Origin of the sequence: Shinella sp. WSD5-1 (assembly GCF_963942435.1) — a bacterium.
Taxonomy (GTDB): domain Bacteria; phylum Pseudomonadota; class Alphaproteobacteria; order Rhizobiales; family Rhizobiaceae; genus Shinella; species Shinella yambaruensis.
Genome location: NZ_OZ012600.1, coordinates 99,770 through 112,380 on the forward strand (window position 1 = coordinate 99,770; position 12,611 = coordinate 112,380).

The 12,611-nt window shown below is 69.1% G+C and carries 9 protein-coding genes; 1 reads left to right on the top strand and 8 read right to left on the bottom strand.

Annotated features, from left to right (window positions below; genetic code table 11):
* The first annotated feature begins 111 nt into the window (after window positions 1–111).
* Window positions 112–3,510 carry an acyl-[ACP]--phospholipid O-acyltransferase gene (locus tag AABQ55_RS30925; RefSeq protein ID WP_272808981.1) on the top strand — a complete coding sequence of 1,133 codons (3,399 nt, stop codon included), beginning with the start codon at window positions 112–114 and terminating at the stop codon, window positions 3,508–3,510.
* A gap of 198 nt (window positions 3,511–3,708) precedes the next feature.
* Here AABQ55_RS30925 and AABQ55_RS30930 read toward each other — a convergent pair whose 3' ends face one another.
* The 8 genes from AABQ55_RS30930 to AABQ55_RS30965 all read right to left on the bottom strand — a co-directional run bounded on the left by AABQ55_RS30930 (window position 3,709) and on the right by AABQ55_RS30965 (window position 12,601).
* Window positions 3,709–4,707, bottom strand: a complete 999-nt coding sequence (locus AABQ55_RS30930) for a hypothetical protein (RefSeq protein ID WP_272808982.1) — start codon at window positions 4,705–4,707, stop codon at window positions 3,709–3,711.
* The gene (locus AABQ55_RS30935) at window positions 4,704–5,807 is read right to left on the bottom strand and encodes a GNAT family N-acetyltransferase (protein WP_272808983.1); all 1,104 of its coding nucleotides are present in this window, start codon (window positions 5,805–5,807) and stop codon (window positions 4,704–4,706) included. The genes AABQ55_RS30930 and AABQ55_RS30935 overlap by 4 nt, the downstream gene beginning before the upstream one ends.
* Entirely contained in the window at window positions 5,791–6,993 is a 1,203-nt protein-coding gene (locus AABQ55_RS30940; RefSeq protein ID WP_272808984.1) for a hypothetical protein, read from the bottom strand. Before AABQ55_RS30940 ends, AABQ55_RS30935 begins: the two co-directional genes overlap by 17 nt.
* On the bottom strand, window positions 6,990–7,862 hold the full coding sequence (locus AABQ55_RS30945) for a ThiF family adenylyltransferase (RefSeq protein ID WP_272808985.1): 873 nt from the start codon (window positions 7,860–7,862) through the stop codon (window positions 6,990–6,992). The genes AABQ55_RS30940 and AABQ55_RS30945 overlap by 4 nt, the downstream gene beginning before the upstream one ends.
* A complete protein-coding gene (locus AABQ55_RS30950) occupies window positions 7,859–8,803 on the bottom strand; it encodes a hypothetical protein (protein ID WP_272808986.1) in 945 nt (314 codons plus the stop codon). The genes AABQ55_RS30945 and AABQ55_RS30950 overlap by 4 nt, the downstream gene beginning before the upstream one ends.
* A gap of 329 nt (window positions 8,804–9,132) precedes the next feature.
* Window positions 9,133–10,758: a metallophosphoesterase family protein gene (locus AABQ55_RS30955; RefSeq protein WP_272808987.1), complete on the bottom strand. Its 1,626-nt coding sequence runs from the start codon at window positions 10,756–10,758 to the stop codon at window positions 9,133–9,135.
* A gap of 5 nt (window positions 10,759–10,763) precedes the next feature.
* Entirely contained in the window at window positions 10,764–11,249 is a 486-nt protein-coding gene (locus tag AABQ55_RS30960; protein WP_272808988.1) for a class I SAM-dependent methyltransferase, read from the bottom strand.
* Window positions 11,250–11,257: 8 nt separating this feature from the next.
* Entirely contained in the window at window positions 11,258–12,601 is a 1,344-nt protein-coding gene (locus AABQ55_RS30965; protein WP_272808989.1) for a nucleotide sugar dehydrogenase, read from the bottom strand.
* Window positions 12,602–12,611: the final 10 nt, after the last annotated feature.

Genomic DNA, 12,611 nt, shown 5'->3' on the forward strand with positions numbered 1-12,611 from the left:
TCCAGCAAAAGCGCGCAGCGGTTTGCGTCCGGAATTGCGTAAGACAAACAGACAGGGCGTTTTCGCGAAAGCGGAAATGCGCGAGAAATCCCGCAGGATGGGAGACACGCCGTGCAACAGAACCTCATGACCTCCCGGCGCTTCGCGCCGCTCTTCTGGACCCAGTTCCTGTCGGCCTTCAACGACAACTTCCTGAAGAACACGCTGGTCTTCCTCATTCTCGCGACGATGGCGGCGGAGGAGGCGGGATCGCTGGTAACGCTTGCCGGCGCCGTCTTCATGGCGCCGTTCCTGCTGTTCTCCGCCCTCGGTGGCGAGCTTGCCGACAAGTTCGACAAGGCCGTCATGGCCGAGCGGCTGAAGCGGGTGGAGCTCGCCGCCGCCGGCGTCGCGGTCGTCGGCCTCGCCTTCCACTCCGTCGCGGTGCTGATGGTGGCGCTCTTCCTCTTCGGCGTCATCTCCGCCTTGTTCGGCCCGGTCAAATACGGCATCCTGCCCGATCATCTGGAGCGCAGGGAGCTGCCGCGCGCCAATGCCTGGATCGAGGGCGCGACCTTCATCGCCATCCTCGGCGGCACGCTGGTCGCCGGCCTTGCCGCCGCCGACGGCGTCAACCCCTGGCTCTTCGGGCCGATGATGCTGGGCCTGGCGCTCGCCTGCTGGCTATCGAGCCGCTTCATCCCCCGCGTCGGCGCGAAGGCCCCGGACCTTGCCGTCGAGCGCAACGTCTTCCGCTCCACCGGCCGCCTCGTCAATGCGCTGCGCGGCGACAAGCGGCTGTGGCGCGCGGCGCTGATGGCCGCCTGGTTCTGGCTGGTCGGCGCCATCGTGCTCTCGCTGCTGCCGCCCATGGTGAAGGGCAATCTCGGTGGCAGCGAGACGGCCATCACCGCCTATCTCGCCGTCTTCGCCGTCGCCGTCGGCATCGGCTCGGCCATCGCCGCCTGGATGTCGGCCGGCCGCATCGTGCTCCTTCCGGCCCCGCTCGGCACGCTGATCATGGCGCTGTTCGGCCTCGATCTCGCCTGGAGCGTCGGCCATGCCGGCGCCGCCGCCCCGGCCGAAACGCTCGCCGCCTTCTTTTCCGGCCCCTATGCGATCCGCATCGCCATCGACCTTGCCGGCATGGCGATCGCCGGCGCCTTCCTCGTCGTGCCCACCTTCGCCGCGCTGCAGGCCTGGGCGGAGGAGGACCAGCGCTCCCGCGTCATCGGCGCGGCCAACGTGCTCTCCGCCGGCTTCATGACGGTCGGCGGCGGCCTCGTCGCGGCCCTGCAGGCGGCGGGCGCCTCGACGCCGATGCTGCTCGCCGGCCTCGCGCTCGCCAATATCGCCGCCGCCTGGATCATGCTGCGTACGCTACCGACCAATGCCTTCCGCGATTTCATCTCCATCCTCTTCCGCGCCTTCCTGCGGCTGGAGGTGGACGGCCTCGACAACCTGAAGAAGGCCGGCAAGGCGCCGATCATCGCGCTCAACCACGTCTCCTTCCTCGACGGCGCGCTGGCTTTGGCCCTCACCGACGAGGAGCCGACCTTCGCCGTCGACTACACCATCGCCAAGGCCTGGTGGGTGAAGCCCTTCCTCAAGATGTGCAACTTCCTGCCGCTCGACCCTTCCAAGCCGATGGCGACGCGCACGCTGATCAAGACGGTCAACAACGGCGAGCCGCTGGTCATCTTCCCGGAAGGCCGCATCACCGTCACGGGCGCGCTGATGAAGGTCTATGACGGCGCCGCCATGGTGGCCGACAAGACCGGCGCGATGGTCGTGCCCGTGCGCATCGACGGGCTGGAGAAGAGCTATTTCTCCCGCCTCTCCTCGCTGCATGTGCGCCGCCGGCTGTTCCCCAAGGTCAAGGTGACGATCCTGCCGCCGGTGCGCCTTTCCGTGCCGGCCGAGCTGAAGGGCCGCAAGCGCCGCATGGCGGCGGGCGCCGAGCTCTACCAGGTCATGTCCATGCTGATGTTCAGCACCACGGACACCGACACCACCGTGCTCGAAAAGGTCATCGAGACGGCGAAGGAACGCGGCATGCGGCGCCTTGCCGTGCAGGATCCCGTCACCGGCTCGCTCACCTATGGCAAGCTTTTGATCGGCGCCGCCGTGCTGGGCGCGAAATTCAGGGCGCTCTACCCGCAGGACAAGACCCTCGGCGTGCTGCTGCCCAACGCCAACGGCTCGGTCGCCACCCTCCTCGGCGTCATGTCCGCGGGCAAGGTGCCGGCCATGCTGAACTTCACGGCCGGCGCGACGAACATCCTCTCGGCCTGCAGGGCCGCCGAGGTGCGCCGCGTGCTCACCTCCCGCGCCTTCGTCACCCAGGCCAAGCTCGGCCCCGTCGTCGAGGAGCTGGCCAAGGCGGTGGAGATCGTCTGGCTGGACGACCTGCGCCAGACCATCGGCGTCAGGGACAAGGCGCTCGGTTTCCTGCGCAGGGGCCGGCCGCTCGCCAGGCGCAAGGCGGACGACCCGGCCGTCATCCTCTTCACCTCCGGCTCGGAGGGCACGCCGAAGGGCGTGGTGCTGACCCACCGCAACATCCTCTCCAACGCCGCGCAGGCCGCCTCCCGCATCGATTTCCATTCGGGCGACAAGGTGTTCAACATCCTGCCGGTCTTCCATTCCTTCGGGCTGACGGCGGGCACCATCCTGCCGCTCGTCTCCGGCGTGCCGGTCTATTTCTATCCCTCGCCGCTGCACTACCGGATCATCCCGGAGCTGATCTATTCCTCCAACGCCACCATCATCTTCGGCACGGACACCTTCCTCAACGGTTATGCCCGCACCGCGCATCCCTACGATTTCCGCTCGATCCGCTACTGCTTCGCCGGCGCCGAGCCGGTGCGCGCCACCACGCGCGCGCTCTACATGGAGAAGTTCGGCGTGCGCATCCTGGAAGGCTACGGCGTCACCGAGGCGGCCCCGGTCATCGCGCTCAACACGCCGATGTTCAACAAGGCCGGCAGCGTCGGCAAGATCATGCCCGGCATGGAATACCGGCTCGATCCCGTTCCCGGCGTCGAGGAAGGCGGCCGCCTCTTCGTGCGCGGCGCCAATGTCATGGCCGGCTATCTGCGCGCCGAAAACCCCGGCGTTCTGGAGCCGACGCCGGACGGCTGGCACGACACCGGCGACATCGTGACGGTCGACGAGGAGGGCTTCATCACCATCCGCGGCCGCGCCAAGCGCTTTGCCAAGATCGGCGGGGAAATGGTCTCGCTCGCCGCCGTCGAGGCGCTGGCCGGCGAACTCTGGCCGGGAAGGCTCTCCGTCGTCGTCTCCCTGCCGGATGCCAAGAAGGGCGAGCGCCTGGTCCTCCTCACCGACGCCCCCGACGCCACCCGCGCCGCCTTCCTGCGCTTCGCCAAGGAGAAGGGCGCGATGGACATGATGGTGCCTTCGGAGGTGACGGTCGGCCCGGTGCCGGTGCTCGGCTCCGGCAAGGTGGATTTCGTGACGGCGCAGAAGCTGCTGGCGGAACGGGCGAAGGCGGAAGCGGCGGCCTGAGGCTTCGGCGGTCGGGCCCAGCCCAGGCGGATTCCGGCAGAGAGATCCGCAACCCGCTCCGCCGTCATGGTCGGGCTTGCTGTAAAGCCCGACCATCCACAGGCCGCGGGTGCCGCGTGGATCCTCGGGGCAAGCCCGAGGATGACGCTGGTGGGTGAGGGGAGGGGCTTCGAAAACAGAACCGCCTCTTTACGGCGGTTAATCCACCACAAGCTCCCCCGCCGGCAAGCGATATTTCGGCAGCATGACAGGCGCCGGGCCGACGCGCAGCACGTTGACCAGCCGGTGGTTCGCCGGCAGCGCGAAACGCCGGCGCAGGGTCTCGGCGGCCCCGGGCACGTCGGCGAGAACCGCCATCGGCCAGCCGGCAAGGCCGAAGCGGGTGAAATCCAGCCAGAACCGATAGAAGGCCCGGCCCGTCGCGACCGGGCTTTCGCCTTGCGGGCGGTGGAACAGCAGGCAGGCCGCCGCGGTCATCGTCCTGCCGGCCTCGGAAACCAGCGTCCTGGCAAGGCCGAGGCGGTCGGCGAGGGCGAAGAGCGGCGAGGCGAGCACCGTGCCCGCCACGGCGCCCTCCAGCCGGCCCATGCGCAGGGCCTCGAGATTGAGGCCGTCGAGGGCATAGGCGGGGTGGCGCGGCGAAAGGCGCATCCAGAGGACGAGTTCGTCGCGGAAGGCGCGCCCGCGCATGACGGTCAGGCTCGCCTCGTCGTTGAGCGCGGCGATGAAGGCGAGGGTGTCCTTTCCGCCGGCGAAGGCCACGTCGTCCTTCCGCCCTGCCCAGCCCTCGAGGCTTGCCGGCGTCTCCGGCGGTGCGGGCGAGAAGGCGCCGCGCCAGGTGAAGCGTTTCTCCGTCCACGCGGCGAGCGGCGAGGGCGCCGCGTCCCCGCCCGGGGTGACGCGGGCGGCCAGCCGGTAGCCGGGGCGCCATTGGGCGTCTTCCGCCCAAAAATCCTCCACCGCGGCCCCGAGACCGCGCCCGGCGAGCGCCATCACCAGCCCCTCCAGCGCCGCGCCGCAGGAAAGGCCCATGTCGCGGTTCGTCGGATCGCCGACGGCGAGGCGCCGGGAAAGATCGGCGAGGACGAGGATGCGGCCCTCCGCGTCCAGCGCAAAGCGCGCCGGCTGGGTGTTGTGCGTGGAGGGCGCGCGGTTCGCCTCGGCGGCGAGGGTTGTCAGCATGGTGCGGTCGATCACAGCGTCCTCCCGAAAAGGTGCAGCCGGTGCAGCGGGCGGGCGCCGGCCTTTTCGGCCTGGCGCAGGCTCGCGGCATTGGCATCGGCGATCCAGGTGCCGCCGGCGGTCTCATAACCGGCGGCTTTCATTTCGCCGAGGATGTGGGCGAGCATCAGCGGGTTGAGGCCGCGGCCCTGATAGGCCGGCTTGACGCCCTGGAAGATGACGACGGCGCGGCGCCGCCGGAGGCGATGCTTGAGGAGATGCCAGGGCGCGGAAAGGCCGAGGCGCGACCCCATCGCCGTCAGCATCGGGTTGACATCGGGAATGGCGATGACCGCGCCCGCCGGCGCGCCGTCCTTTTCCGCGACGGCGGAGATGCGCGGGTCCATGATCCACTTCATCTCCTTCGCCTGGAATTCGTATTCCGCGCGGCTGACGGGCACGAACATCGGGTTGCCGGCAAAGCTCTCGTTGAGGATGAGCCGCGAATCCTCCAGTCGGCGGTCCAGCGTTTTCCGCCGGATCGGCGAGAAGGAGAAACCGTCGGCGCGCAGCGCCCGCATCTCCGCGCCGTCGAGAATGCCGCCGAGCGGCGCGGCGCGGATGTCGATCTCGAAGGTGGTCATGGGAAAGGACGGCGAGTAGCCGCGCTTTTCCAGAAGACGCGGCAGGTGCGGCGGTCCCCAGACCTGGTCCGTATAGGGCGCGTGCTCGAAGCCGCCGGTCATGATGCCGACCTGCTGCATGGCCGTGAGGTTGAAATTGCCGAGGATCTCGGAAAAGCCCCTCTGCCGCGCCCAATCCTCCGCCCGTTCGAGGAGGGCGGCGGCGACGCGTTCGTCGGCGGCGCAGTCGAAATAGCCGAAGTAGCCGCGTTTCAGGCCGAAGCGGGCATTGGCGGCGCGATGCACATGGGCGGTGATGCGGCCGCGCACCGCGCCGTTCTCATGGGCGGTGAAGACGGCGAAATCATCCGGCGCTTCGAAGAGCGGGTTCGTCCTTGCCGACAGGAAGCGCTTGAGGTCGCTCCGCATCGGCGAGACATAGGGCGTGCCCGCATAGACCGCGAAGGGCGCGGCGAAGAAGGCGTCGATATCGCCCTCACGGATCTCGATCATGCGTTCTCTCCGAAATCAGGAGCGCCATGCGCTGGACGACCTTCAGTTCCGCCTCGGCGCCCGGCGTGGCGGAGACGGAGGGCATGTTGAGCGCGATCAGCCGGAAGGGCTTTCGCGAGACCAGCATCACATGGGTCGCCTCGTATTTCTCGGTCAGCCAGGCGAGCTGCTCGGCGTCCGCTTCCGAAAGGCCGGATGTCTCCGTGGCGCGCAGCAGCGGGCGGGCGGCGGTGAGTTCCTTCAGGCCGGCAAGGTCGAGATCGGCGAGCTCCGCCTCCTCGAGCAGGAGCGCCCCCTCGACCAGCGGATGGTTCTGCAGCTCCTTCAGGAAGCCCAGCGTGTCGTCGATGCGGTCCTCGGCAAGGTGGCGGATGAGGCTCTGGCGGCGCTGCTCGGTTCTGAGGCCGATGCCGTCCTTCCAGATGACGCCGAGCAGCGCCGCCGCCGTGACGACGCTGGCGGTGCGGGCGAGCGCGGCGGCGTCAAGGTCGTTCTCGATGCCGATGGCAAGCGCGGCGATGAGGGCGACGGCGGTGAGGATGACGAAGGAGACGACCGTGTCGCGGTGGCCGACGGCGCGCTGGCCGAGGCTGATCAGCAGCCAGCAGAGGAAGAGGATGGCGAGACCGCCGAGCCGCACCGGCAGGTCCACATAAGCCGAGCGGAAATCCGTGACGAGCAGCGGCAGGATGAGCAGCAGCGACAGGGCGATGCGGTCCACCGCCTGGTTTTCCGCCCGGGAAAGGCTCTTTCGGTCGCGCGTGACGGCCATGTGGCCGGCGAGCGCGAAGGTGACGAGCTGGTAGAGGAAGAGGCCCACCAGCCGCCAGGGATCGGCAAGGGAGGCGGGCAGGAAGGCGAGGACGGCGAAGGCGGCCGCGCCGCCCGCGGCGATCCATTTGGTGAGGCGCGGGGCGTGGCGGCGCATCAGGCCCTCGGCGACGAGCACCGTGGCGAGCGGCACGAGGCCGGCGGCGATGATCGTCGCGGCCTCGAAGAGGAAGAGGCCGGTCCACCAGGCAAGGACGCGGCCGATCATCAGCGCGGCGAGCACCTTGAGGCCGAAGAGGAAGCGGCGCGTCAGCGGGCTTCCGGCATCGAAGGTGCGGATGGCGCGGATCAGCACGACGAGCCCCAGAAAGGCGGCGAGCGAGATGAACGTGTCGGCGACGGTCGGCGCGATCATGGCGCGGCGAGCCGGTTGAGGAAGCGCCGCACCAGGGGGCGCAGGAGCACGGCGATAAGGGCGCTCCGCGGACGCTCGACGCGGCCGGCATAAGGATTGAAGAACCAGCCGCGGCAATCGGCGCCGTGCTTCCTGCCGAGCACGGCGTTGATCGCCTCATAGGCCATCAGCATGCCCGTCGAGATGACCATGGGCGCGAAGGACATGCGGCTGCGCGTGCCGGCCACCACCTCGCCGGCAAGCTTGAGGTCGACATGGTGGCGGGAGGAGGAATGCACCATCACATGCTCCGCCTCGCGCAGGAAGGCCTGCGCGCGCTGGTCGGGCGTGAGCGCGTTCCAGGCGGTTCCCGTCGTCGGGTAGCCGAGGCGCTCCTCCGGCATCGGGTCCGCGGGGCGCGTCACATAGACGGAGGGCAGCGGCGCGGCATAGGCGTCGATCACCGTCTTTTCGTGGCGGCGGGCGGTGCGGTAGAGGAGCAGGCTCGCGCCGAGATCGTCCGTGCCGTTGATCACCACGTCGGCGCCGGACACGATTTCTTCCGCATGCTCCGTCCAGTCGGGGCCGAAGACGGTGATGGCGAGCGCGGGATTGATCTTGAGGCACAGGTCGCGCGTCGCCTCGGCCTTCGGCTGGCCGACCGTGTCGGTGAAGCAGAAGACCTGCCGGTTGAGGTTGGACACTTCGAAACGGTCGATATCGGCAAGCACCAGGCGGCCGATGCCGGCGCGCGCGAGGGCCTGGATGGCCGCGCCGCCCATGCCGCCGGTGCCGCAGATAAAGACGGTGGCGCCCTGCAGCCGGCGCTGCTCCGCCGCGCTGACGAAGCCGATGTTGCGGGTGGTGAAGGTCTCGTAGGAAAAGCTCATCGGGAAGGCCTCAGGATGCCCCATTGGCGGCGGCCGTCCGCCCAGTGCATGAGGGGCAGCACCAGCCGCTGCACGAGGATGACGAAGCTTGCCACCGCGAGCCGGCCGAGCGCATTGCGCGGCACGCTTTCGAGGAGGTAGCGCTGGGCGGCGTTGAGATCGAGCTGGCCGATCTGCAGGAGGTCGTCGCCGCGGTCGTAGTCGAGTTCGGCGGCGCAGAAATCGTTGTACTCGGCCTTGCGGTGTTTCGGCGCCGCCTCGAATGTCTTCTTCAGGTTGTCCGAGCCGCCGGTATAGGCATCGGTGATGACGAAGCGGTCGGCATCGAAGCCGGCGTCCTTGCCGACGCCGAAGACATGGCGATGGCCGGCCATGATCTCCGTCGCGATCAATTGCTGGCGCAGCGAGCGCCGCGCGCCGCGGGTGGGCGACGGAAAGACGTCGGAGAAGGTCTCGGCCACCATGCCGGCGACGGCGGGCACCTGGGTGACGTTGGAAATCCAGAGCGGGCGCAGCTGGTTGCGCAGGAAGAGCAGGAAGCAGGTGAGGCCGTAGAGCACCCAGGAAAGGCCCTGGCTTCGCACGGCGGGGTCGATCATGACGAGGCCGAGATGCAGCACCTCGACCGGCTTTCCCGACAGCGAGAGCGAGATGACCGGCAGCGCATTGAAGGCGACGGGCGTGCCGTCGGAAACGCGGTAGACGAGCGTGACGATGGTGCGCTGGAGCACGTCCTCGCGCTCGGAGAAGACGCCGTAGTCGAGATCGCCGCCCGGCACCGCCCGCCCCGCCACCTTGCGCAGCTCCGCCCGCAGCCCGGCGATCTCCCGCTCGCTCATCCACAGGCCGGGGAACTCGACGATCCGGGCGCGAAAATCGGACGAGGTCTTGAAATCGAGGTCGAGGCGCTTCTTCAGGACGACCGAGATGAGATTGTACAAGGGACCGATCCGATGAACGAGGGCACGCGCTGGCCGCGCAGTGTGGCGGCCGAGAGGTAAGATTTGGTTTAACGCGGCGGGTAGGTGGTTTGTAAGGGGGTATTGTGTGAAACGCATGGAGCGGGTGCACGGCTGCACCCCCCTCTGCCCTGCCGGGCATCTCCCCCACAAGGGGGAGATCGGCAGGAGGCAAGAGCCTTGCCCGATCGGCAACACTGGAGATGGGCGAAACGGTGCTCCATCCATTCTCCCCCCTTGAGGGGGAGATGCCCGGCAGGGCAGAGGGGGGTATCAGCGTGCACCACGCCCCTATCGGGCAGAACGCCCGCCTACCTCGACGCCCGCGCGAGGTTGCGGCCGAGGACGCCGAGGAAGATGGCGAAGAACCGCCTCGGCCCGTCCTCGGCCGCCGGCGTGAGGTCGCCGAAATGCGCGGCAAGGGACCGGTAGCAGGCGAGCCTGCCGGGGGCGACATAGGCGGGAGCCGCCGCGGGGGACTGGCGCAGGCAATACCAGTCGACGACGAGATCGAGGAGGGGGATGGCCTCCAGCAGGCCCGTATCGAGGCTGCCCGGCGGCGTGCCGTCCGCCATCAGCCGGGAGAGATCGGCGAGCGTCATGCGCCGCGCCATGTCCGCCATGTCCGCCGGCCACTCCTTCGGCAGGAAGCGGTGGACGACGAGGGCGCGCATGTGGCGGTGCAGGAAGTCGCCGTAGTCGCGGGCGGCGAGCGCCGGGTCCGGGGCATGGCCGGCACGGGCCTGCTCGGCCCGGTAGAGCGCGAGGAGATCGTCATCGAGCGGCGTTTCGGCAAGGGAGACGGTCTCGACGGACGGCGCCCCATCCCCCGTCCCGATCACGACGAAGCCGGCGGGAAAGGCGACGAGCGAGGGCACGGCGATGTTGACGAGGCGGCGGCCACCGGCATCGTGGCACGAGCGGGCCTCGACATGCAGGTGCCCGCTGAAATGCAGCGACAGGCCGGCGGCGGCAAGCGTTTCGGCGACGAGCGGCCGGGGCGTGCGCTTCGCGACGGTCGTTTCGCCGAAGAGCGCCCGCTCGCTGTCCGTCTCGTCCTCGAAGGGATCGAGCACGGGATAGTGGGAGAAGGCGAGGAGCGTCTTGCCCTTGCGCGCCGCCCGCGCCGCGACATCGGCGATCCAGGCGAGGAGATAGGGTTTGACGCGCAGGAGCGCGTTCCAGCCGGCATCGGAACTGTCGAGGAAGGCCTTCTTGCGGGCGATGTCGCGCCGGCCGTTGCGCGGCTCGAAGACATTGGCGTCGATCATCAGGAGCCACAGGCCGTCCTCCGGCTCGACCAGGTAGGAGGCGTCCATCAGCCGCCGCACGGTGCCGCCGTCGGCGGAGCGCAGGTCCTGCTCGCGCGCGGCGGGCGCGTCATCGGCGCCGAAGGGCGTTTCGAAAAGAAGGTCGCCGGGGCGGCGGAAATAGCCGAACTCGCCGAGCGCGCGGATGCCCGCCGGCACGCCGTCGCAATACATCTTCTCCGTCACGACCGGATGGCCCGGATCCTCCGCGGCCTTCTCCGCATCGCTCGTCACCAGCACCGTGCCGCCCCCGGCATGCACATAGCGGGTGTCGCGGTGCTTGCCGAGCGGGCCGAAGACGTCGTGGTTGCCCGGTGTGGCGTAGAAGTTGAGGCCGTGGCGGTCGCGATAGGCGGCAAGCAGCCGCACGAGGCTCGCCACCGTGCCGCGCTGGCCGTCGTCGGTATAGTCGCCGAGCAGGACGACGTGGCGGATGCCCATGGCGACGATCCGGTCGAGCGCCGCGGGGAGGGCGGTAAAACTCTCGTTGAAGACGCGGGTGGAGCGGACGGTGTCGGCGAAGGTGCGCACCGTCAGCCTGCGCCCGTTCACGACGATGCCGGGAAAATCGTAGTCGCCTTCGATATCGTGGAAATGGGCGTCCGCGATGACGGCGACGCGGGCCATGGGGCTCAGGCCCGCCTGCGGTAGAGGAAGTAGCGCTTGCTGTCGACGGTGGCGGGCAGCGCCAGGGGCTCCAGCGCCGCGTGGTCGAGCGGCAGGCCGCTGATGGCGATGCCGCCGGCGCCGAGCGCGCGGGCGACGATGTCGGGCAGCCAGGTCAGCGTGACCGCGTCCCTGTCGTCATAGCCGGTGCCGATATCGGCGTGGACGAGCGCGGCATCCGTGCCGGCAAAGGCCCTTGCCGTCTCGACGATCTCGCCGAGCACCAGGTCGCCCGGCGGCGGCGTGGAGGAGGAATGCGCGCCGAGCGCCCGGTCGAAGGCGACGATGCGCCGGCCGGGGAATTTCTCGCGCAGGTGATCGAAGGTCCGGCCGTTGCCGAGGCCGATCTCGAGGATCGCGCCGTCCTCTGGCAGGTGCAGGGCCTGCGCGACATGGTCGATGACGTCGCGCTGGGCGGACATGCGGCGGATGAAGCTTTCGAGGCGGCTCATGCGGGATCTCAGGCCTTGAGGATCGTGTCGGCGGCGATGCCGCGCCGGGCGAAGACGTTGCGCGTGTCGACGATCAGCGCGCCCCATTCGGCCAGCGCCGCATAGTCGACATCGTCATGGTCGGTAGCGATCAGGATCGCGTCGAAGGCGCGGATATCCGCCTCGTCCCAGGCGACCGACGGGCGACCGCGGAAGGCGCCGTATTCGCGGGTCGGCGGGATTTCCGGCACATGCGGATCGTAGTAGCTCGCCGCGCCGCCGCGCTCCTCGATCAGCTCGATCAGCTTCAGCGACGGGCTTTCGCGGATGTCGGGCACGTTCTTCTTGTAGGCAAGGCCGATCACCAGCACCTTCGAGCGGCTCAGCGCCTTGCCGGCGCGCCGGTCGAGCGCCTCGGCCAGCCTGCCCACCACATGGCGGGGCATGGAAGAGTTGATCTCGCCGGCGAGCTCGATGAAACGGGTCGGCAGCTCGTGGGCGCGCGAGGCCCAGGTGAGGTAGAAGGGATCGATCGGGATGCAATGGCCGCCGAGGCCCGGGCCGGGATAGAAGGGCATGTAGCCGAAGGGTTTTGAGCTTGCGGCGTCGATCACCTCCCAGATGTCGATGCCCATGGCCTCGTAGACGACCTTCAGCTCGTTCACCAGGGCGATGTTCACCGCGCGGAAAATGTTCTCCGTCAGCTTCACCGCTTCGGCCGTGGCGGTGGAGGAGACGGGTACGACCGTCTTGACCACCGCGCCGTAGAAGGCGGTGACGAGCGCCTGCGCCGCCGCGCCGTCGCCGGCGACGACCTTCGGGATGGTCGAGGTCTGGAACTGGCGGTTGCCGGGGTCCTCGCGCTCCGGCGAGAAGCCGAGGAAGAAATCCGTGCCGGACGTCAGGCCTCCGGCCTCCAGCGTGCGGCGCACCAGGCCGTCGGTCGTGCCGGGATAGGTGGTCGATTCCAGGACGACGAGCTGGCCGGGGCGCAGCGTCGCGGCGATGTCGCGGCAGGTCTGCTCCACATAGCGCATGTCGGGGTCGCGGTGGCGCGTCAGCGGCGTCGGCACGCAGATGGCGATGACGTCGCATGCGCCGAGCCGGGAGAAATCGCTCGTCGCGGCAAAGCGGCCGGCGCGGTGCTCGGCGGCAAGGATATCGCTCGGCACCGCCTCGATATAGCTGCGCCCGGCCTCGATCGCGGTGATCTTGCCGGGATCGGTGTCGAAACCCGTCACGGCAAAGCCGGCGCGGGCGGCGGTGATGGCGAGCGGCAGGCCGACATAGCCGAGGCCGATGACGCCGACGCGCGCTTCACGAGACGTTATTCGGGCCAGCAGCGTCTCGTGGGAAAGCAAGGCAGTTGGCATCGGCACTCCG